Source organism: Ruegeria sp. CH6 (genome assembly GCF_056537005.1).
This window is the reverse complement of the sequence record NZ_JBQFQS010000015.1, coordinates 1-21,579: the sequence shown is the minus strand read 5'-3', so window position 1 is coordinate 21,579 and position 21,579 is coordinate 1. Positions and strand designations below refer to the sequence as shown.

20 protein-coding genes and 1 tRNA gene are annotated in these 21,579 nt (G+C 56.8%); 11 read left to right on the top strand and 10 right to left on the bottom strand.

From position 1 onward, the window contains the following. Positions 1-32 precede the first annotated feature (32 nt). The 5 genes from ACR0CW_RS20435 to ACR0CW_RS20415 all read left to right on the top strand — a co-directional run bounded on the left by ACR0CW_RS20435 (position 33) and on the right by ACR0CW_RS20415 (position 7,212). On the top strand, positions 33-3,245 hold the full coding sequence (locus ACR0CW_RS20435; RefSeq protein ID WP_480789174.1) for a reductive dehalogenase: 3,213 nt from the start codon (positions 33-35) through the stop codon (positions 3,243-3,245). Between the two features lie 128 nt (positions 3,246-3,373). Then, positions 3,374-4,240 carry an FAD binding domain-containing protein gene (locus tag ACR0CW_RS20430; RefSeq protein WP_480789173.1) on the top strand — a complete coding sequence of 289 codons (867 nt, stop codon included), beginning with the start codon at positions 3,374-3,376 and terminating at the stop codon, positions 4,238-4,240. Continuing rightward, on the top strand, positions 4,237-4,716 hold the full coding sequence (locus ACR0CW_RS20425; protein ID WP_155142991.1) for a (2Fe-2S)-binding protein: 480 nt from the start codon (positions 4,237-4,239) through the stop codon (positions 4,714-4,716). The genes ACR0CW_RS20430 and ACR0CW_RS20425 overlap by 4 nt, the downstream gene beginning before the upstream one ends. Then, complete coding sequence (locus ACR0CW_RS20420; protein WP_480789172.1) at positions 4,716-6,974, top strand: xanthine dehydrogenase family protein molybdopterin-binding subunit; 2,259 nt, start codon at positions 4,716-4,718, stop codon at positions 6,972-6,974. The genes ACR0CW_RS20425 and ACR0CW_RS20420 overlap by 1 nt, the downstream gene beginning before the upstream one ends. After that, positions 6,967-7,212, top strand: coding sequence for a MoaD/ThiS family protein (locus ACR0CW_RS20415; RefSeq protein ID WP_170336999.1), 246 nt, complete (start codon positions 6,967-6,969; stop codon positions 7,210-7,212). Before ACR0CW_RS20420 ends, ACR0CW_RS20415 begins: the two co-directional genes overlap by 8 nt. Positions 7,213-8,013: 801 nt before the next feature. Here ACR0CW_RS20415 and ACR0CW_RS20410 read toward each other — a convergent pair. After that, positions 8,014-8,089, bottom strand: a tRNA-Val gene (locus ACR0CW_RS20410). Between the two features lie 250 nt (positions 8,090-8,339). Here ACR0CW_RS20410 and modA point away from each other — a divergent pair. Genes modA through modC form a run of 3 tightly spaced genes read left to right on the top strand, consistent with a single transcriptional unit; the run spans position 8,340 to position 10,914 of the window. Continuing rightward, positions 8,340-9,119, top strand: a complete 780-nt coding sequence (gene modA / locus ACR0CW_RS20405; RefSeq protein ID WP_480789171.1) for a molybdate ABC transporter substrate-binding protein — start codon at positions 8,340-8,342, stop codon at positions 9,117-9,119. After that, a complete protein-coding gene (gene modB / locus ACR0CW_RS20400) occupies positions 9,119-9,811 on the top strand; it encodes a molybdate ABC transporter permease subunit (protein WP_480789170.1) in 693 nt (230 codons plus the stop codon). Before modA ends, modB begins: the two co-directional genes overlap by 1 nt. Further along, positions 9,808-10,914 carry a molybdenum ABC transporter ATP-binding protein gene (gene modC / locus ACR0CW_RS20395; protein WP_480789169.1) on the top strand — a complete coding sequence of 369 codons (1,107 nt, stop codon included), beginning with the start codon at positions 9,808-9,810 and terminating at the stop codon, positions 10,912-10,914. Before modB ends, modC begins: the two co-directional genes overlap by 4 nt. 2 nt (positions 10,915-10,916) lie before the next feature. Here modC and ACR0CW_RS20390 read toward each other — a convergent pair whose 3' ends face one another. Continuing rightward, a complete protein-coding gene (locus ACR0CW_RS20390) occupies positions 10,917-11,825 on the bottom strand; it encodes a Hint domain-containing protein (protein ID WP_480789168.1) in 909 nt (302 codons plus the stop codon). A 1-nt stretch (position 11,826) separates the two neighbouring features. Continuing rightward, on the bottom strand, positions 11,827-12,342 hold the full coding sequence (locus ACR0CW_RS20385) for a toxin-activating lysine-acyltransferase (protein ID WP_254436940.1): 516 nt from the start codon (positions 12,340-12,342) through the stop codon (positions 11,827-11,829). A gap of 186 nt (positions 12,343-12,528) precedes the next feature. On the opposite strand from ACR0CW_RS20385, the gene ACR0CW_RS20380 reads away from it, so the two are divergent. Continuing rightward, positions 12,529-12,927 carry a hypothetical protein gene (locus ACR0CW_RS20380; protein ID WP_367646994.1) on the top strand — a complete coding sequence of 133 codons (399 nt, stop codon included), beginning with the start codon at positions 12,529-12,531 and terminating at the stop codon, positions 12,925-12,927. Positions 12,928-12,936: 9 nt separating this feature from the next. On the opposite strand, the gene hemF is transcribed toward ACR0CW_RS20380, so the two are convergent. Genes hemF through clpS form a run of 4 tightly spaced genes read right to left on the bottom strand, consistent with a single transcriptional unit; the run spans position 12,937 to position 16,022 of the window. Then, positions 12,937-13,821 (bottom strand): oxygen-dependent coproporphyrinogen oxidase, encoded by an 885-nt coding sequence (gene hemF / locus ACR0CW_RS20375; RefSeq protein WP_480789167.1) that lies wholly within the window; start codon positions 13,819-13,821, stop codon positions 12,937-12,939. 5 nt (positions 13,822-13,826) lie between these two features. Next, positions 13,827-14,627 carry an SDR family NAD(P)-dependent oxidoreductase gene (locus ACR0CW_RS20370; protein ID WP_170336988.1) on the bottom strand — a complete coding sequence of 267 codons (801 nt, stop codon included), beginning with the start codon at positions 14,625-14,627 and terminating at the stop codon, positions 13,827-13,829. A gap of 37 nt (positions 14,628-14,664) precedes the next feature. Beyond that, entirely contained in the window at positions 14,665-15,630 is a 966-nt protein-coding gene (locus ACR0CW_RS20365) for a class I SAM-dependent methyltransferase (protein WP_480789166.1), read from the bottom strand. Positions 15,631-15,680: 50 nt separating this feature from the next. Next, complete coding sequence (clpS, locus tag ACR0CW_RS20360) at positions 15,681-16,022, bottom strand: ATP-dependent Clp protease adapter ClpS (protein ID WP_155143000.1); 342 nt, start codon at positions 16,020-16,022, stop codon at positions 15,681-15,683. A gap of 92 nt (positions 16,023-16,114) precedes the next feature. On the opposite strand from clpS, the gene ACR0CW_RS20355 reads away from it, so the two are divergent. Both ACR0CW_RS20355 and ACR0CW_RS20350 read left to right on the top strand, forming a co-directional pair. Further along, positions 16,115-16,816 (top strand): HAD family hydrolase, encoded by a 702-nt coding sequence (locus ACR0CW_RS20355; protein ID WP_480789165.1) that lies wholly within the window; start codon positions 16,115-16,117, stop codon positions 16,814-16,816. A 281-nt stretch (positions 16,817-17,097) separates the two neighbouring features. Beyond that, positions 17,098-18,498, top strand: coding sequence for a D-alanyl-D-alanine carboxypeptidase family protein (locus ACR0CW_RS20350; RefSeq protein ID WP_480744848.1), 1,401 nt, complete (start codon positions 17,098-17,100; stop codon positions 18,496-18,498). A gap of 70 nt (positions 18,499-18,568) precedes the next feature. On the opposite strand, the gene ACR0CW_RS20345 is transcribed toward ACR0CW_RS20350, so the two are convergent. From ACR0CW_RS20345 to ACR0CW_RS20335, 3 genes are read right to left on the bottom strand one after another with little or no spacing between them, the layout of a single operon-like run. Further along, the gene (locus ACR0CW_RS20345) at positions 18,569-19,330 is read right to left on the bottom strand and encodes a LamB/YcsF family protein (RefSeq protein ID WP_480789164.1); all 762 of its coding nucleotides are present in this window, start codon (positions 19,328-19,330) and stop codon (positions 18,569-18,571) included. 12 nt (positions 19,331-19,342) lie between these two features. After that, complete coding sequence (locus tag ACR0CW_RS20340) at positions 19,343-20,341, bottom strand: 5-oxoprolinase subunit C family protein (RefSeq protein ID WP_480789163.1); 999 nt, start codon at positions 20,339-20,341, stop codon at positions 19,343-19,345. Then, the gene (locus ACR0CW_RS20335; RefSeq protein WP_480789162.1) at positions 20,338-21,087 is read right to left on the bottom strand and encodes a 5-oxoprolinase subunit B family protein; all 750 of its coding nucleotides are present in this window, start codon (positions 21,085-21,087) and stop codon (positions 20,338-20,340) included. The genes ACR0CW_RS20340 and ACR0CW_RS20335 overlap by 4 nt, the downstream gene beginning before the upstream one ends. Between the last annotated feature and the right edge of the window lie 492 nt (positions 21,088-21,579).

Sequence of the window (21,579 nt, the reverse complement as noted above, 5' to 3'; positions counted from 1 at the left end):
TATAGGTGACTGTCATCCAAAGGAGGCGCGCGATGGGGATCCGCTTTTTCTCAGACAAAAACCGTCCGGTCCATATGGGGTCATATCCGCTGGAGCGACTGGTGCGTCAGTCCGGTATGCCGGATCTTGGCTCGGTGCCATCTATGCCGGACGTTAGCTTTCATCGCCCCGAGCAACCCGAAAGCATCGTAAACGCGATGGGTGAGTTTCAGGCCATGATGGATGCAATCCGGGATGGATTCGTAAATACGGTGATGTCCGAGGTCCCCGCAGATCCGCTTGAGCGGGCAAACCATCTGAAGGCCTTTGGGTATTTCAATGATGCCTCGATGATTGGATGTGGGCCCCTGCCAACCGAGGCGTTGCTAGATGCGCCGCGCCGGAACCCGGATATCGATCGGCTGGCCCATGCGCTGAGGACGCGTCAAACCAAAACGCTGGCTTCTGGCATCGATGTGATCATGGCCGATCTGAAAGAAAGCATGGAGGCGACGCCGGGTTCGATCGAGACACATCGTCATGCCATCGTATTTCTGTATGAACACAACCGAGATCCCGATCCATCTGAGCCTGGCGCGGATTGGATACTGGATGCTCAGGATCATCGGGCGTGTCTGCTAGCGACTGAAAACGCCGTCGTCATCGCCAATTACATTCGCCTGCTTGGCTTTGATGCCCGGGCACATACCGCCATGTCGTCAGAAGTTGACCTGGGCAAACTTGCCGTGGCTACCGGGCTGGTATCGTCAGAGGTTGATGGGCTGGTCGCACCTTGGTTAGGGCGGCGCTTTGGTTTGGCGGCAGTCACGACCGAGATGGATATTGCCCACGACCTGCCGCTGGCCCCGATGGCGCAACAGCCCTGGTTTCGAACGCAAGGCCCAGCCTGGTGGCTGGGGGCAGGATTTGCCAAGAATGCCCTGAACCGCGATCCCTACGCTAAGCGGCGATACATGGATGGCGCGCATCCGTTTGAGAACCTCAAACGTGTCGACGATCCGACCACTTACATCGACGAAGCAAATGTCGCGCGGGTACCCAAGCGCGCCGATATGTTCGCGCGCGCCCAGTTCGGCGATATGGGTAAGACGCTACAGGACAGCGCCAAGGGTGGTTATTATGTGCGCAAGGCGGCGCCCAGCTTTGCACAGCGTCGGGCCTTAGGGGCGTTTGTCCTGTTGCAGGATGGCGAAAGTGCTGAGGTCAGCAAACCCAAAGACTCCGCACGCAATGCCACGAACCTCAAGGCAGCAAGCTATTTTCTGGGCGTAGATGCTGTTGGCCTCAGCCGTTGCCCGGAATGGAGCTGGTATTCCCACGACGCGACGGGGGAAGAAATCGTTCCGCCCCATGATCAGGCGATCAGCATGATAATCGATCAGGGCTATGAAACCATGGAAGGCGCCTCGGGTGACGATTGGATCAGCGTTGCGCAATCCATGCGGGCCTATCTGCGGTTCTCGCTGCTGGGCGGCGTGATTGCTCAGCAGATCCGGAATCTCGGCTACAAGGCCAAGGCGCATACGGTGATGGATGGTGAAGTGCTGCAACCACCACTGTTGCTGCTCAGCGGATTGGGAGAGGTCTCGCGCATTGGTGAGGTGATCCTGAACCCCTATTTGGGCCCACGCCTCAAATCCGGTGTCGTGACAACCGACATGCCGATGGAACATGACAAACCGATTGATTTCGGCCTGCAGAGCTTTTGTGAAAGCTGCAATAAATGCGCACGCGAATGCCCTTCGGGTGCGATCACCGCTGGACCGAAACTGATGTTCAACGGTTACGAAATCTGGAAATCCGACAGCCAGAAATGTGCCACCTACAGGATCACCACGCCGGGGGGCGCGATGTGTGGGCGCTGCATGAAAACCTGCCCATGGAACCTCGAAGGTATTTTCAAGGAGCGCCCGTTCCGTTGGGCGGCAATGAACATTCCGTCTGCCGCTCCGGTTCTGGCGAAGCTGGACGATGCCGTCGGCAACGGTGGGCTGAACGATACCAAGAAATGGTGGTGGGATCTGGAGTTGCAGTCAGACGGTGCCTATCGACCGACAGAGCAGCCGCTGAACCGGCGCGATCTGCAAAGGGATCTGGATCTGAAATATGAAGATCAGACACTGGCGGTATACCCGGCGTACCTCGCCCCACATCCTTGGCCCTATCCATTTGCGATGGATCGCGAAGCCGGAATTGCCGCTTATGAGGCGATGGTCACAGCGGACGAATACAAATCCCGCGTGGCGGCAGGCGATATGTCAGTTGTTCATCGATACCAGATTGCTGGCGATGCACCGGTAATGCGGGTGGAACTGACCAAAGTCGATAAGATGACCGCTGATGTGACCAAGTATGAGTTCTCGGCGATGAACGGTGCCCCGCTTCCGGAATGGACGGCAGGGGCGCATCTGGACGTGCTGGTGGCGCCGGAATTTCTGCGACAGTATTCAATGTCGGGTGATCCGTGTGATCGCAGCACATACCAGATTGGCGTGCTGCGAGAAGATGAAGGCCGCGGTGGTTCAGCGTTGCTGCACCGTATCTTCAACGAGGGGCGCAAGGTCTTCATTTCGAAACCCATCAACCATTTTGAACTGGATGAAACTGCTGCAAAGACATTCCTGATGGGGGGCGGTATCGGCATTACTCCGATGATCGCTTTTGCACATCGCCTGTATGCGCTGGGCAAAGATTTTGAGCTGCACTATTCGGCCAGCACACGACAGGGAGCCGGTTATCTGGATGACCTAGCCACCATGCCGTGGGCCGATCGCGTACACTATCATTTCTCGGATGAAGGTACCCGCGTGGATCTGGATGTTGTTCTGTCGGGGTATCAGCCGGGATGGCATGTCTACACCTGCGGACCCGATCGCTATATGGATGGAGTCATCCAGGCCGCTGAAAAGCAGGGTTTCCCGGACGAGGCGCGACATCTCGAGTATTTCTCAGTTCCGGAGCAGCCGGAATATGAGAATCATCCGTTTACGCTCAAACTCAATCAATCGGGCCGCGAGCTTCCAGTGCCAGCCGACAAGGACGCAGCACAGGTGCTGAATGAGGCGGGCATACATGTGGATGTCAAATGTGCAGACGGGATTTGCGGCGTCTGTAAATGCGGCGTGATTTCCGGTGAGATTGAGCATCGTGACTTTGTCCTTTCCAATAAACAGCGCGAAGGTGCGATGATCCTGTGTCAGAGTCGCGCTGCCGAAGCCGGGGGCGTGGTCGAGATCGATCTATAAGCTTGGTCAGGAAACGACATTTCGGCTGTGAAAATTTGGTCGCTCCTGCCATGGACGCGGCAGGGTTGCTGCACTAACGTCCACCTCGAACCCCAGTGAACCCTGACCAACAGGCGCGAGGTAAATTCATGGACTATCACAGCCCCGCCAGTTTCGCCGAGGCATCGGCTCTGGCTGCGAACGCGACGGGCGTAACAAGATTTCTGGCAGGCGGCACCGATGTTCTGGTGCAGCTGCGATCAGAACTTGTGACGCCTGATACGCTTATCGACATCAAGAAAATCAATGGTGTATCGGATATCACCCGCAATGCAGACGGCAGCTGGACACTGGGTGTCGCAGCTACCGGAGCAGAGATGAGCGAACATGCCGAGCTGGTCAGCGATTGGCCCGGTGTAGTCGAGGCGATGGATCTGATCGGTTCGACACAGGTTCAGGGGCGGGCAACTTTGACCGGTAATCTATGCAATGCCTCACCGGCTGCTGATTCCGTGCCGGCGATGGTGGCGGCCGGGGTGACCGTTACGGTGATCGGCCCCGATGGCACACGCGAGGTCGCTGTCGAAGATATTCCCACCGCCCCGGGCCGCACCTCGCTGGCTAAAGGTGAGTTGATATCTGCTGTGAACATTCCGGCGCGCGGCGCAAATGGTGGCGATGCGTATCTGCGCTTCATCCCGCGCACCGAGATGGACATCGCTGTCGTCGGCGTTGGGGTGAACCTGCGTCTGGATGGGGATACAATCGCTGAGGCCAGAGTATCACTGGGTGCGGTTGCGCCGACTGTCTTGCTGATTGACGAATGCGCCAAGGCGATCATCGGCACCACGCTTGATGACGCAGCGCTTGAAACTTTGGCTGCGGCTGCTTCAGCAGCCTGCAACCCGATCAACGACAAGCGCGGCACTGTTGAATTTCGTACCGAAGTCGCAGGTGTGCTTACCAAGCGTGCCGCGAAGATTGCCTATGCCCGTGCGAAGGGAGAGCAAGCATGAGCAAGTTCCACGTATCCACGACCGTGAACGGAGATACGGTCGAATATCTGTGCGATCCACGCGAAACCTTGCTGGATTGTCTGCGCGACAAGCTGAACCTGACCGGCGCCAAGGAAGGCTGCGGAACCGGGGATTGCGGGGCCTGTTCGGTCACGGTTGATGGCCGTCTGGTGTGCTCCTGCCTGATGCTGGGTGTTGAGGCCGAGGGCAAGCAGATCGAAACGGTCGAAGGCATCTCTGATGGCGATGTCCTGCACCCGCTACAGAAGAACTTTATTGAACATGCAGCTCTTCAGTGTGGCGTTTGCACCCCCGGTGTTCTGGTCGCGGCCAAGTCGCTGTTGGAAAAGAACCCTAACCCGACCGAGGAAGAAGCGCGTTATTGGCTCGCAGGCAACCTTTGCCGCTGTACCGGGTACGACAAGATTATCCGCGCCGTGATGGATACGGCTGCTGAACTGCGGGAGGCTTCGTAATGGCACTCGATGATCGCAAATCAGATTTCAAATTTGTAGGAACACGCCCTGACCGTCCCGATGGCCTGGACAAGGTGACCGGCCGTGCCAAGTTCGGAGCGGATGCCTATGCGCCCGGCATGTTGCACGGTGCCATTCTGCGCTCACCCCACGCACATGCACGCATCATCAGTATCGATACTTCGCGGGCCGAAGCGCACAAGGATGTGAAAGCCGTCGTCACCCGTGCGGATTTTTCCGACAAGGTTGAGTTCAAGCCCGGTCTCGAAGGCGAGTTCTGGAACGTTCTGGAAAACGTTATGGCGGGCGAAAAAGCCCTGTACGACGGTCATGCCGTGGCAGCCATTGCAGCGACTTCGGCGTTGGCCGCGCGGGACGCGCTCAAGCTGATCGAAGTGGAATACGAAGTCCTGCCTCATGTGACGGATGTGGACAAGGCAATGGAACCCGACGCGCCGGTCATCCGCGAAGGCGCGTCCGATTACTCGGTTCCCGAAGGGATGCATCCAAATGTCGTGCGTTACCATGAAAGTGGTCATGGCGATGTCGAAGCCGGATTTGCTGAGGCCGATCTGGTTATTGAAGACAGCTTTGTCACCGAGGCAACGCACCAAGGTTACATTGAGCCTCATGCCTGCCTTGCGACTCTAGGTAATGACGGCAAAGGTGAGTTGTGGTGTACAACGCAGGGACACTGGATTGCGCAGAAAACCTGTGCTGCTCTGCTGGGAATTGAGACCTCGCAACTCCGTGTGACTGCATCCGAAATTGGTGGCGGATTTGGCGGCAAGACCACAGTCTTTATCGAACCCGTCGCTCTGGCCCTGTCCCGCAAGGCCAATCGCCCGGTCAAGGTCGTCATGAACCGGTCCGAAGTGTTCCGTGCGACCGGACCGACCGCATCGGCTTCGATGGACGTTAAAATTGGCATGAAGAAGGATGGCACGATAACTGCTGCACAAGGCGTATTCCGCCTGCAAGGCGGGGCCTTCCCGGGTGCGCCCGGCGATATGACCGCTATGTGCGCCTTTGCGCCCTACAACCTGACCAATGTGCGGCAGGTAGGTTATGACGTGATGTCCAACCGTCCCAAACAGGCCGCGTATCGTGCGCCTGGCGCGCCGATGGGCGCGTTTGCAGTGGAATCGGTTCTGGATGAACTGTGCAACAAGCTGGGGCTCGATCCGGTGGATGTGCGTCTGAAAAACGCGGCACATGAAGGAACCAAAGCCAGCTATGGCCCACGGTATGAACGCATCGGGCTAGTTGAAACGCTCGAGGCCGCCAAGGCGCATCCGCATTACTCAGCACCGCTTAAACCGGGGCAGGGGCGCGGCATTTCCTGCGGCTTCTGGTTCAACCATGGTGGTGAGACATCTGTCTCGCTGGCACTGTCTGAGGATGGTTCTGCACAGTTGATGGTCGGTACACCGGATATTGGTGGTTCGCGCGCCTCAATGGCACTGATGGCAGCCGAGGTGCTGGGCATCCCTTATGAGAACATCCGTGTGACCGTCGCGGACACTGCAACGCTGGGCTATAACGACGTATCCCACGGCAGCCGTGTGACCTATGCCAGTGGCTTGGCGACAATCAAGGCCGCACGTAGTGCTGTCGAAAAGCTCTGCGAACGGGCGGCCGCCAAATGGGGTATCCCCGCCGACGCGGTGAAATGGGAAAACGGCCATGCCGTGCCTTCTGGCCCGAATGCAGGTGACTTCGATCCCATGCCGCTGGCTGATATCACCGCAGACATGGGTTCAACGGGTGGGCCGATCTCGGGACATTTTGAGGCTACCCCGGAAGGCGCAGGCGTCTCTTTCGGTACGCATATTGTCGATGCCGAGGTTGATCCAGAAACTGGCAAAACCAGCGTAACCCGCTACACCGTCATTCAGGATGCAGGTAAGGCGATCCATCCGGACTACGTCGAGGGGCAATATCAGGGTGGTGCGGCACAGGGCATCGGCTGGGCGCTCAACGAAGAGTATGTCTACGGGGATGATGGTCGCTTGCAGAACTCGATCTTCCTCGACTATCGCATCCCGGTTGCCAGCGACCTGCCAATGATCGACACAGTGATTGTAGAGGTACCCAACCCGGGCCATCCATTCGGCGTACGAGGTGTGGGTGAAACCGGCATCGTGCCGCCGCTGGCAGCGATCGCTAACGCTGTGTCCAATGCTGCAGGTGTCCGCATGCGGCAGTTGCCAATGTCCCCACCACGTATCCTTGCTGCGCTGAAGGAAGATGGTTGAGGTTCACCTTTGGTCTGGCCTCCGGTCTTTGACCGGGGGCAAGCAGGTGGTGGAGGTCGAGGCCGCCACCACAGGAGAATTGCTGCGTGCTTTGGTGCGGGTTTATCCACAGTTGCAGGCCCCGATCGACGCGGGTGTTTCCGTAGCCATCGACGGGCGCATCATCGCCAGCGGCTTGTCAGAGGCGATCCCGGAAGGGGCTGAGATTTATTTGATGCAAAGGCTTCGGGGCGGATAGATTGGTCGTATTTTGTTAAGTCGGGGGAGAGCTGTGTACAGCAGTTTGGAATGCCAACACGCTCTCACCCCTGATCCCGCCGAAGTACCCCCTCGTTAAAAAAACACCAACAAACAGCTCGGCGGGGTTGATCTCATATGTATTGCAATATTGGCATAAGTATTGCGAGAACTTGTCATATATTTGTGACTTTCTAAATTTCTCGCCGTAAATCGCATGCCCCAATGACACTCACAGATGTGTAGGACAGGCTCCTGGCCGCGAACTGTCCACATAAAGAAGCCTCACTAAGCCTGTCACTTAACCGACAAGTTCATGGTCGGGCGTCTCTTCCAAAACGCTCAGCACAGTGCTGAACGGGAAGGCGTGCGTTACCCGGCGATTGCTAATTGTCTTAGCTCCGCTTCTCTGGGCGCCACCAATAGGCGCTAGGTTTAGAGAGAAGGTGAGGCGTGCGTCAAAACAACGGCCATTCGAGAGCTATTGATCGTCGCTGCTTTGGATTTCGGATCAAAGGTATTCGCCGCACCCACTCGCGACGCAACCTGTTCGGGTAGCGGCCAAAATCTGTGCGACATCCTGAGATCGATGAACGCTGCAATGCGGAGCTGGTGGTATACCTAAACCGGTCAGGATTCTTGAGAATCGCCGGTTGAGTTGGACAAAGCCAGTATTGTGAGCACTGAAAAGCCGTGTTCCTTTGCCAAGGCATAGCAGGAAAGTGCAATATGATGAGTAGTACGCTGCCAAACATCCTGTGGCGCGATATCTACTACCGGATTGATTTTCAATGAAAGTCGATGGTGGGTGATGAGAGACTCGAACTCCCGACATCTTCGGTGTAAACGAAGCGCTCTACCAACTGAGCTAATCACCCGTGAGGGGGGATTTAGCCAAGCCTGAGGGCGGGCGCAAGAGGGTCAGGCATAAATTCTTGCACAAGTTTTGCAGAAAATAACCGATTGCGGGTTTGCACCAGTAAATGTGTCCGTAATTCGCCCCCGAACCGTCGGGATGTGCTGTCTTTTCCGCCGCATACACCTTTGTGTTCCGCAAATGACCTTGCTTGTGCCCGGCTGCCTCCGATATTCCCTGAGAGAGTTACTTTCCTAACGGGAGAGCACAGGATGCAGCCCGGCGCATGCCGCCATCTGTTCGCAATGCTGTCGATTTGCGCTTTGGCCTTAGTCCCGATTCGGGCAGCAGCCGAAGAAACGCTGGTGTTTGCAGCGGCCAGTCTGAAAACCGCGTTGGATGAGATTGCCACGGATTTTGAAGAACAATCGGGGCAAGAGGTCACGATCTCTTACGCGGCATCATCGGTTCTGGCACGCCAGATACAGCTTGGTGCCCCTGCAGATGTGTTCATCTCGGCCAATGTCGAATGGATGGATTACCTTGAGGATCACGACCGGATCGAAGCTGATTCCCGGATCGATCTGCTGGGCAACGGTTTGGTGTTGATTGGCGGTTCGGGTCAGTCTGACACTGGCGAACTCAGCGCGGATTATGACCTGCAATCAGAGTTGAAGGATGGCTATCTAGCGATGGCCCTTGTCGATGCCGTGCCGGCAGGGATCTATGGAAAGACAGCTTTGCAGAATCTGGGCCTTTGGGATGGTGTTCAAGGCAAAGTCGCGCAGGCAGACAATGTTCGTGCAGCTCTTGCGTTGGTTGCCACCGGGGCGTCACCTCTGGGCATAGTTTACCGTTCTGATGCGCAGGCAGAGGAACAGGTCCGTGTTGTTGGGACGATCCCCTCCGGGTCCCATGCGCCGATCATTTATCCGGCGGCCATGACGAAATCCGCCGCACAGGGTGCACAGGACTTTCTGAGCTATCTGCAGTCCGAAGAAGCGCAGGCCATCTTTCTGGAGCAGGGGTTTTCTCTGCCGGGTGCGCAATAATGGGATGGCTCGGCCCCGCAGAGTTGGAAGCGCTGAGGCTTTCGCTGCGCGTATCCTTCTGGGCAACGCTCGCAACGCTCCCGTTGGGAATATTTGTGGCCTATGCCCTTGCTCGATGGCGGTTCCCGGGGCGGCAACTGTTGAACGGCCTTGTGCATCTGCCGCTGATCTTACCACCCGTGGTGACTGGCTATCTGCTACTTCTGACATTTGGTGTGCAGGGACCGTTAGGGAAACTTCTGGCGGAAATCGGCATCGTTGTTGCCTTCCGTTGGACCGGAGCTGCGCTTGCAGCAGGGATTATGGCATTTCCGCTGATGGTGAGGGCGATCCGGCTGTCGATTGAAGCGGTTGATCCCAAGCTTGAACAGGCTGGGGCCACCCTTGGGGCTTCGCAACCGTTTGTCTTTGCCACCGTGACCTTACCCATGATTCTTCCGGGGATCATTGCCGGTGCGATCCTCGCATTCGCCAAGGCGATGGGTGAATTTGGGGCGACCATCACATTCGTGTCGAACATTCCGGGTCAAACGCAGACATTACCTTCGGCTGTCTATGCCTTCTTGCAGGTGCCGGGAGGGGAGGCGGCGGCGACCCGGCTGGTCATCATTTCCATCATCATAGCGATGGGTGCCTTGCTGCTGTCTGAGTATATTGGTCGGCGTGCAGCTGCGCGGGTGGCCGGATCATGAGCTTATCCGTCCGTTTGAAACACAGCCTGCCAGGGATCGAACTGGATCTGAGCTTTGATGCACCGCCTGGCGTAACGGTTCTATTCGGGCGATCTGGTTCGGGTAAGACGACGATCGTTGATGCGGTCGCCGGATTGCTGCGACCTCAGGCAGGTCGGGTTGCCGTAGATGACTGGGTTCTTTTCGACACCGACAAAGGATTGTGGCTGCCGCCGCATCGGCGGCGTCTGGGATACATCTTTCAGGAAGGCAGGCTATTTCCGCATTTGACGGTTCGCCAAAATCTGGCGTTCGGGCGCTGGTTCGCACCCAGAAACGCGCAACGTGAAAACCCGGACAAAGTTATCGAAATGCTGGGGATTGGTCATCTGCTGGACCGCCGCCCCGCTAAACTGTCGGGCGGTGAGAAACAAAGGGTAGCGATTGGTCGTGCCTTACTGGCCAGCCCCCGCCTAATTTTGGCAGATGAGCCCTTGGCAGCGCTGGATGATGCCCGAAAGGCGGAAATCCTTCCTTATTTCGAGCGATTGAGGGACGAAGTGTCAGTTCCGATCCTCTACGTCACGCATTCGGCCGCAGAAGTCGCGCGGTTGGCTACTTCGGTAGTGGCGCTGCAGGATGGAAAGGCTCTGCGTCATGGTCCGGCGTCCGAGGTGTTGGCGGACCCCTCTGTTGCCCCCGCCGGTGTTCGAGCAGTTGGTGCTGTGTTGCGAGTTAAGGTTGCGGAGCATCATGCGGACGGGCTGACCGAGCTTGAGGCAGGGGGTAGCCGTTTATTTCTGCCAAAGATTCCGCATCGCGTTGGGGAACAGTTGCGTATCCGCATTCCGGCCCAAGAGGTCATTCTGTCAGATCGAAAACCGGAAGGTCTGTCGGCACTGAATGTGTTGGAAGGAACAGTCGATACGATCCGGGCAGGCGAAGGGCCGGGGGCAATCGTGTCGGTTCAAACGCCGGCTGGCGCCATACTGGCACGCGTGACACGTCGGTCCGTCTCGGCGTTGGGTCTCACTCCCGGTCATCCCTGTTATGCGGTTATCAAGACGGTTGCGCTGGCTCCGCAGGATGTGGGCGGGCGCGTTGCCGCGAACGGGCAGGCCTGATCTCAGGCCAGTGCCCGCGCTTCGTGTTCACGCAGAATGACCCGCGCTGCGCGCCCGAAACTCATTCCATCAGAAGCTGGCTGGTCAGGAAAGATTTCGGCCAGTTCCTGCAACCCATCCGACGATAGTGTGTGCAGCGCTTCTTCGCCCAGAAACAAACTCTCGGCCGGGGCGCCTTCGGCCATCAGGATTTCGTGACGATCCAGCAGGATATGCATGTATTCAACTGGCGTATCCGATGTATCGACGGAAATCCCGGGCCACGAGCACAAGTGCTTGGCAGCAACCAGAGCTTCGGATGCGCCAAACAACAGCTCAACTTTGGGGCCACGGACTAGGACACGGTGCTGCTGCGACACGAGCAAATCACGCTTTGGCAAGCCGGGGCCAAGACTTCCTGCAGCAATTCGAACCGGTCGCATCGCCGGGTTTGCGCGTAGGTGTTCAGCACTCATCTGACTGCCTTCGATCCAACGGATCGGTTGCAAACCGTGATCTTCGGTGACGACAAGATCGCCTACGCGCAAGTTTTCGATGAGACACGGGCCGTCCCGCGCATTTATCAGCGTGCCTGCGGTGAAGCAGACGCCTTCAATGGTGATTGTGATTTGCTGCGTTTGGATGTCCTCAACCGGGAAGCCAAACACGCTGACAACCGCAGTTACCTGCACGGTGAACGTGTCGGTAACGATCTCTCCATTGTCCAGATCATCAAAGAAAGTTGGATCAACGGTGTAGGTCCATTCCCCGGTCGCAGGATCAATGGTCGCTGTGCCGAATGCAGGCGGCGTTTGAATTTCCCAGTCCTGAGAAATGATCGGGAACCCGCTGGTTATGCCCAGATCACCGTCCGCAATATTCGGTGGGTCACCGGTTACCGAACCTGTTGTGTCGCCGATGATTGAGACCATTCTAGGATCCTTCCTCTTTCAGCGCCTGTGCGAACTCCTTTTTCTTATACAGCCGCATATGTACTTCGCCTGCGTCGTCCCGGGTCCATTCAACGATCCTGTTCCGGGTCAGATCGCTATCCATTCTGTTGGTCCGGACGCGCGGATGGGGTATTTCACGTTTGAGAATATCCACCATCTGGCTGGTCTGTCCAAACGGGGCAACGAGATCGACAATCCAGAATGAAGATCCGCTTGTGAAATCCGTGTCTGTCAGCGCTTTTTCCTGAACTGCATATTTGTATTCGGCATCGGGGCTGAGGCCGGCAAAGGTAACGAACCCGCGGGGAAAGCCGTTCTGACGAAAGATATGATACTGGCCCAGTCGAAGAGGTGTTTCAAAGGCATACAGAACCTGAGCAAGGCTGCGCTTTTGATGCGTTTTGGTCAGTCCGGCAAGATAAAACAAAGCACCGAAATCCGCGTATTTCTCGGGCGAAATATCGAACCAGTCCTTTGGAAACGTCTTGCTCAACATGCACCTCAACAAACAAACATATCGCGATGTTAGCGCGCAAATTGTTGAAATGATAGCTTTTTGGCCGAGTGCGATTTGGGTCAATGACCCTTGCATGTGGCCTGTCCGGCTTTACTCAACCGGCACGCCATCTATTATCGATCTCAAACAAGAATTCTTGGGATTGGATTTATTATGAACCGCTTGGTGAAGATAAGCACTTTGATCTCGCTGATTTTGGTACCGGGATTTGCGTCCGCCATAGGGTTTGGCGTCGGCATACGGCCCGCCTATCAGACAACGGTTACTCCGATGGATGGCGGTGTTTACGAAGTGGCAACCAGCGGTAGCACCGCGCCCGTCACCTATTGGTGCGGGATCGGCGATTTTGCCATCCGCACCCTCAGAACGTCTGCCACGCAGCGCATCTATATCTACAGGGCATATGAGCCTGGCGTGCGGACGGTCCAGTTCTCCCTGACACCGCCGGCCGGGGCTGACACAAGTCCAGGCTATTCTGTCACTGTCAAACGGGTAGGGGCGAACATGACGGCTGCGTCTGCGCAGGGGTATTGCTACGACAACTTCATGGATCTGGGTTTCTGAGCCCGAGGTTCAGACCCATTTGGCCAGAGGTGGCAGGCTCATCAGAACCGCGTCTGGGTCGTGTCCGGTTTCCAGCCCGAATTTGGTGCCCCGGTCGTAGACAAGGTTGTATTCGGCATAGAGGCCACGGTGCACCAGTTGCGTGTTCTTGTCGTCTTCGCCGAAGCCCTGAACTCGGCGCTTTTCGACGAGGGGCAGGAAGGCCGGCAGAAACGCACGCCCGATATCCTGCGTCAGCGCAAAGTCGGCCCGCCAGTCCCCGGTGCAATAGTCGTCCATGAATATGCCGCCAACTCCACGTGCTCGCTTGCGGTGCGGGATGTAGAAGTACTCGTCCGCCCATTCCTTCAGACGCGGGTAGTGGCCGGGGCCATGCGGATCCAGATGCGCCTTTTGCGTCGCGTGGAAATGCGCTGTGTCGTCATCATATTCGATGCACGGATTCAGATCGGATCCGCCGCCAAACCACCAGGCATGGGGGGTCCAGAACATACGCGTGTTCATATGGACCGCCGGGACATGCGGATTCTGCATATGCGCGACCAGACTGATCCCCGAGGCCCAGAACCTTGGGTCATCCTTCATGCCCGGAATGCCCTTGCGCGCAGCCATTGCTTGCTGGGCGCGCTCGCCCAGTGTTCCATAAACGGTCGAGACGTTGACACCGACCTTCTCGAATACACGCCCACCGCGCATCACCGACATTAGTCCGCCGCCTGCGTCCGAACCGTCATCGGATTGGCGTCTGGTTTCCTTGACTTCGAATCGGCCGGGTTTTGCGTCCGAGAACGGTCCAGCCTCGTGGCTGTCTTCAAGCGCTTCAAAGGCGGTGACGATGTCATCGCGCAGCTCACGGAACCAGGCTGCAGCAGTAGCTTTTTCAGTTTCAAACATGGGTCTTAATGTGCAGGGGCAGCGACCGGGTCCAGCAGGGTGCGGCCGCCGTCGATTGTCAGAATTTGTCCGGTCATGAAACCTGCCGCGTCCGAGGCCAGGAATTGTGCGGTTTCAACCAGTTCATTGGGCGCAGCGATACGCGCCAACGGTGTGTGCTTTTCGATATCGTCCCGGAAATCCCGGTTCTCTTTCAGGGTGGATTGCAATGATGCGCTCATTACCGAACCCAGCGCGATTGAGTTCACGCGAATCCGGTTCGGGGCCAGGGCAACAGCCAGAGACCGTGTCATCTGATCCAGAGCTGCTGTTGAAACCGAATAGGCCATCAGGTCCGGATGAGTGCGACGCGCGGCAATTGAGGACAGATTGATGATGGAACCGGCTGGGTTTTCATCATCGTCACCAGCCTGCTTGATCATACGCTTGGAAACCAGCTGGCTCAGCCGCAAGGCCGGCATGAGGTTCTGGTTTAGCAGGGTGCGAACCGAGTCGTCCTCCATGTCCAGCGGATCAGAGGGTATGACCTGCCGGGCACCGTTGATCAGAATGTCGACCTGATCGAAGGCGTCCAATGTCGCAGAAAGCAGGTTCGCGATTGTCAGCTTTTCACGAAGATCGCCTGCAAAATAGCGGATATTGCTGTCATCGGCCTGTTCACCCAACTCTTCAAGCAGGCGCTTTTCATCCATGTCGGCGAACATGACGTTAGCCCCGGCATCCGCAAAGTGACGCCCGATGGCCAAGCCGATCCCATTTGCTCCGCCCGTAACGATTGCTGTTTTGCCAGCTATGGAAAAGGACATTCGAATCCTCCTGAGTTGTGGCGCAGGTTAGCGGGCCTTATCGCCGAGGGCGAGAGGCATGAAAAACCTTGAACCGATTGTCTCCGGCTACCTCATCGACCTGCGCAAACATGTCGCTCAGGGTTGCTTCGTAGGGCAGGTGGCGGTTGGCCACCATCCATAGGTGACCCGAACGGACCAGATTGCGCGCTGCCGCGCTTATGAACCCCTGTCCAAGTGCCGGGTCAGCACTGCGGGATGTGTGGAACGGTGGGTTCATGATGACGGTATCTATCGGTTCCGGAGCGTTCCATGTGACGGCATCTGCCCAATAAAACTGGGCACGAGAATCTGTTACGTTGGCGCGCGCACAATCCAGGGCGGTATGGTCTGCCTCGACCAGATGCAATGCACGGATGCTGTCGTCCTTCAGCAAACCTGCTGACAGATAGCCCCATCCGGCGCCCAGATCGGCGACCCGTGAACCCAGTTTTTTGGGTAAGGCTTTCAGCAGCAGAGCCGAAGCCGGATCGATCCCATCCGCAGAAAACACGCCGGGTGCGGACTGAAACCCATCCGCCTGCTGCGTTTCTGCTGCGGCCCAATCCGAGAACGCCGCTGGGTCGGATTGAAACCAGAAGATTTTGCCGTGGGCCTTGGCAATGGGTCCTTCAACCAGAACCCGTTTGCGAATGTCTTTCAGTAAACTGTCTACGCCATCGGTTTTTGCACCGTCCACGACGACAGTCCCACTGGCGCGGTGACACGCCTGATGCACCAGAGCACGGGCAAGCGCCTTGGCGCGAGGCAGAAAGACAATCGCATCCTGACAGGGGTCATCCGCTGCAGGCGTGGCTGCAAAACCCTGCGCCTCGAAATGATCGTGAAAGGGCTTGAAGGGTTGAACCACCTGCGTCTCGCGCGGCAATTCAGACAGATCGTGATCTGATGTGGGCGCCAAGACTGACACGGGCTGTGACAACGTCAGACTGCTTTCCAATGCAAGGCTGAGGCGAGGGGACATAGGTAATTCCTGCAAAAGGTCTGGCGCGGGCTATTGCCCGCTCTGCCGCCTTACTCTTCCCGTTCCATTGTGCACTGAAGCGGATGTTGATGCCGACGCGCAAAATCCATCACCTGACCGACCTTGGTCTCGGCGATTTCGTGACTGAACACGCCCACGACGGCCACACCTTTTTTGTGCACCGTCAGCATGATTTCAAACGCCTGCGCATGCGTCATCGAGAAGAAACGCTCGAGAACGTGCACGACGAATTCCATCGGCGTGTAATCGTCGTTCAGCAGCAGAACTTTGTACAACGGAGGACGCTTGGTCTTGGGCTTCGTCTGAACAAGGATTGACGTATCGCCATCCTCGTCCGACTTGTCAGACATCATCCACTGGGTTTCGAGCATTTCTAGTGAGTTTCCGATTCAAGCTTCGGTTTATCTGTTGGCTTATATAACGTCACCGTATCCAGAGGAAAGAGGGACTGGACGTAATCGGAATGGAAGACAAGCTGACAACCATAGGCTTCGATGCAGACGACACTCTTTGGCATAATGAGCGGTTTTTTCAGCTGACGCAGGCGTATTTTGCGGATCTGCTGGCCGATCATGCCGAGCGTGATCACCTGATGGATCGATTGCTTGCGGCGGAAAAGCGCAACATCCGGCACTACGGGTATGGAATCAAAGGCTTCACATTGTCGATGATCGAAACTGCGATCGAGGTGACTGAGGACAAGGTGCCTGCAGCCGTTATTCGCCAGTTGGTCGAGGCCGGGCAAGAGATGCTGGCCCATCCGATTGAACTGCTGCCCCATGCTCGGGAGGCGATCGAATCTGTCGCGCACTCGTATCGTGTGTTGCTGATAACCAAGGGAGATTTGATCGATCAGGAACGCAAGCTTGCGCAATCGGGTCTGGGTGAACTGTTTGATGAGGTCGAGATCGTCTCGGAAAAGACATCCGACACCTATCGTACGATCTTTGATCGCCACGGTGACGGGCCGGGGGCGTCGATGATGGTGGGTAATTCGGTGCGCTCGGATGTGGTCGCACCGATTCAGGCTGGGTGTTGGGGCGTCTACGTCCCGCACGGACTGGTATGGGAGATCGAGCACGCAGATGTTCCGGTTGATAATCCCCGATTTCGCGAACTGCGGAATCTGGGTGGTCTGGCATCGCTTGTTCAGGAGATTCCCTGATCTGTTGCGCAATGGTCTCAGTTTTGAAAAATTCGAAATCCCACTGTGCCTTGTTTTCGGCAATATCGCCTGTTTGGTAGGTCACGCATGCTCAATAGCCAGATATAGTGCTACCTGAAACGATAACATTGGTGTGGAAATTTCACCTTTCGGTTTATTTCGGCCACCCTCTGTGTTAGCCTGAAGCATAATAAAACAAGATTAGCTGACCGGGAAAACCCGGCGGCGCGAGGCAGACAGAGGCAAAGATCGTGCAGATTCGGCGGACAGTTCCGGCCCGAATGGGCTTTATCCTTATAGCTATGCTATGGCTGCTAGTTTTGGCGCCATTGCAGGCCATCTCAGCACCTTATGCGGCGATGGTAATCGATGCGCGTACCGGAGAGGTATTGCATTCCCGCAATGCTGACACGCGGCTGCATCCGGCATCGCTGACAAAAATGATGACGCTCTACATCGCATTCGAAGCGGTGCGAAATGGCGAGATCACCCTGGATACACCGGTTCGTATTACCAAAAAGGCCTCTTCCGAGCCGCCGTCGAAACTGGGCTTGCGTACAGGGCAGACCATTGCATTTCGTTATCTGATCCGCGCGGCGGCCGTGAAATCGGCCAATGATGCGGCAACCGCAATCGGAATCGCGATCAGCGGATCCGAGGCCGCCTTTGCACGTCGCATGACCCGCACGGCCAAGGCGATGGGGATGAGCCGCACCACCTTCAAGAACGCGCATGGTCTGACTGAATCGGGCCATCTTTCGACCGCACGCGACATGACTACACTGGGCCGTCACCTGCTTTATGACTACCCGCAGTACTACAACCTGTTCTCGCGGCAATCGACTCATGCGGGTATCAAAACAGTTCCGAACACGAACCGCCGTCTGTTGGCAGCCTATAAAGGGGCGGACGGGATCAAGACTGGCTACACCCGTGCAGCCGGGTTCAATCTGGTTGCGTCGGCCAAGCGCAAGGATGAACGCATCATCGCTACCGTCTTTGGTGGCAAATCGGGTGCTTCGCGCAACGCCAAAGTAGCTGAGTTGCTGGACCTGGGTTTCCGCCGCGCACCCTCGCGCGCACCGATCCGCAAACCGTCGCGCCCTGCTTATGCCGGCAACACCGGCCTTGGTGACGCGACCAAGATTGTGCGCCTGGTTGGCGCGCCCAAGAAAAGCTTGCGGCCAGTTTTGCGGCCCGGTGCCGGTGCGGGCCTTCAGGTTGCCAGCGCTGTGGCGGAAACTGCCGCCAAGAATGGCGCGCGAATTCAGGATGGCATTGCAGCAGCCATTGCGGCAGCTGATATAGCACCAACAGCTCCGCCTGTTGAAAACGCCGATACGCGACCCGCACTGCGGCCCGACAATCTGGTGCTTGCATCAACTCAACCCGCCGAGCAGCCGGAACCCGAACAAGAGGTTGTAACACGCCTGTCTACGTCAGGCGGGCATCTCTGGGGCGTCAATGTAGGTCGCTACACAACTCGCTACGAGGCGGAAAAGATCTTGCTGAAAACCGCACTGTCAGAAATGACCACTCTAGAAGGGACACTACGCAAGGTGAACCAAAGCTCTCGTGGTTTCGAGGCGACTTTTCAGGGTATGACCCGCGAACAGGCAGATCTGGCCTGCCGCCGTCTTCAAGCGCGCAACGTTACCTGTTTCATGATCGGGCCATCATAAGGCCCGGCATTCTCTCCTGGATGGTGATTGGCTGCGAAAGGAATTTCGCAGCCCTTTTTTTGCCGCAAGGCTACCGCGTGAATTTGGTAACCTCTACACCACCTGCAATCAGGTTTTCACGAACGGATTTTGCGATCTGAACTGCGGTTGGTCCGTCACCATGCAGACAGATCGTGTCGATCGAGGTTTCCAGCCGCTTACCGCTTTCGGTGATAATTGCACCTTCACGGACCATGTTCAGAATGCGCGGACCGGCAATCTCGGCATCATGGATCACCGCACCCGGAAGGCTGCGATCGACCAGGGTGCCGTCGTCATTATAGGCGCGGTCGGCAAAAATCTCGCCCACCCATTTGCACCCCAGTTCGCGCACGGCCTCTTCCTGTTTGGTGACCGCCAGGACCATGATGATGATGTCCGGATCCACATCCAGCGCGCCCTGATAGCAGGCGCGCGCCATATCCACATCAACCGAGCACATGTTTGCCAGTGCTCCATGCAGTTTCAAATGGCGTACTTTTGTACCGACGGCCGTTGCCATACCCATGGCAGAGCCCAGTTGATACCGCACCAGATTCCGCAAGCTGTCATGCGGCACCTTCATGTTGCGGCGTCCAAAGCCCTGGAGGTCCGGAAAACCGGGATGTGCGCCAATGCCGACCCCGTTTTCGGCTGCAGTGGTCATCGTCTTGGCCATCACATCCGGGTCGCCCGCGTGGAAGCCGCAGGCGATGTTGGCGGAGGTGATGATTTTCAGCAGGCTTTCATCGTCCCCCATTTTCCAGGGGCCAAAGCTTTCACCCATATCGGCATTCAGATCGACGCGAGGCATCGGCAAGTCTCCTTAGTCGGTGGCAGAGATCACTCCGCCGATCAATTGGTAGGACAGCAGGTCCGGGATGTCATGTGGATCGCGCACCAATGCCTCGACCCGATTTGGCAGGCGCGCAAGCTCTGCCCGATAGGCGGACTGAAGCGCCACGGCTTCTTCCAAGGTTACAAACTCAAACCGCAAGGTGCTACCTGCCGGTGTTTGCGCGGCGCGGGGCAGGTCACAGGGCAAAACTGTAGCGATGCGGGGATAACCGCCGGTGGTCTGACATTCCGGAAGCAGGATGAACGGATTCCCCGTTCCCGTCATTTGAATGTCTCCGGGCGTGATCACTTCGGACAGAATGTTCAGCTGGCCTTTTGCGGCAAAGCCTTCGCCTTCGCTTTCCAGCTGCATGCCCATCCGATTAGCACGAGCGCCGCGTTTAAACTCGGTGCTGGTAAAGCGATCCAGAGTGGTGTCGTCGAACAGGCCGGTCTGAAAACTTTTGACGACCCGCAGCAAGCCACCTGAAAACCGCTCATCAGGGCGCAATTTCATGCCCGTTTCTCCGGTATCGGTTCCTTTGGGAATGGTGTCACCTGCCTGTACTGCGCGACCGATCTTGGCGGTCAGATGGGCCGAGCGGGACCCCAGAAAGACCTTGGTATCAATCCCACCTCCAAGATGCAGATAGCCATAGTTTCCTTGCAGCGTCGCCCCGATCACCAGTCGCTGTCCCAGCTCCAACAGGTGTGAGGCATTCCAGGCAACCGGACTGCCATCGATGCTAGCCTGCATCGGCGCACCGGTAAGGGCGACGCGGGTGTTTTGCGTCGCTTCGAACTCACCACCCATTCCCGCCATTTCCAGAGCTGCATGGCTCGGGCTCTGTCCCAGCAGCGCTGCCCCTTCGTGCAGGGCTGGAATGTCCGCTGCACCGGAACGGGACAATCCCTGATCCAGATACCCTGATCGACCCTGATCCTGCACAGTGCAAGCAGGGCCTATGCGATGAACGACCAGACTCATTCCGCAATCTCCTGACAGGTAGCGCCACCGGTGCCATCAGCGTTGTTGGCCTTAATGTGTTCCAGCTGTTCCTTTGAAATGGGTTCAAACTGCATTTCATCCCCCGGGTTCAGGGCAAAGCTCTGATCGCTATCCGGCTGGAAGCAGCGAAATGCCGTCTGGCCAACATGACGCCATCCTGTCGGGGTGGGGCCGGAGAACAAAACGAATTGAGAAATTGCCAGAACCAATGCGCCCTCAGGTACCATCGGTGTCAGTTCCTGCAATCGGGGAATGTTGAACTCGGGACCCAGCGGTCCAAGATAAGGTTGACCTGGTGCAAAGCCGATCGTCAGTACACGTACCCGAGACTGCCCGAGCCGCTGGATCGCTTCGGCGGGTGACAGGCCAGCCGCTGCGGCGGCCTCTTCAAGCTGAGGGGCGAGGTCGGTGCCATAAACGGTCGGCACCCGCCACAGCTTACGCCCCGATGGAAGGGGAGCACTGTACCAATCCTGCTGAGCCAGCAATCCGTGAACACGGTTTGCTACATCACTATGAGGCAAAATCTGGGGGTCGAACCTTATGTAGGTCGACGCGAGCGAAGCTGAGGTTTCGATCACACCTTTCCATTGCTGTCGTTCAACCTCTGCTCGAAACGCAAGCGCTGCTCGGTTCGAAGGTTCTGTCATCGTATCGGCGTAGGTCACCAGAATGCCGTCAAAGCCAACAGTCCGTACCAGTGGAAAGGGATCAGCAGGGGTCATCGTTGTTCTGCAGCCGGTTCAGTTTCGATTGTTCGGGAACCTGAACGCATCATTGTCGCGTGTGCAAGACATTGCCGCAGCAAGATACAAATTTATGAGCCAATGAGTACGTGCAGATCTATGGAGTGAACTCGACGGAGTATCCGAGCGTTGATTGTCATTTTCAGGGCTTTGGAATCGCAAGACTCGCTACGACTCGCCCAATCTGACTCGCGGCTTCTTGTGGGGCCTTTGCGTCGATCCTCTATATCTTGTGCTGATCCCTTTTCGTCCAATCTGATCAAGCTTAACTGTTGTGGGGTTAATCGTACTTTTGATGGTTATCGACTATCGTGAGCTGCATGTAACTTATTGTTTTATTTATACTTAAACGAAAAAAGCAAAAAAATCGCGCAGAACGTAATTTTCCACTTGCGGCTTTTGTTGGTTATCCTTAGAACCCCCTTCACCGGCGCTGCTGAGGCGGTGCTGACGGGTCGGAGAGACGGCCTG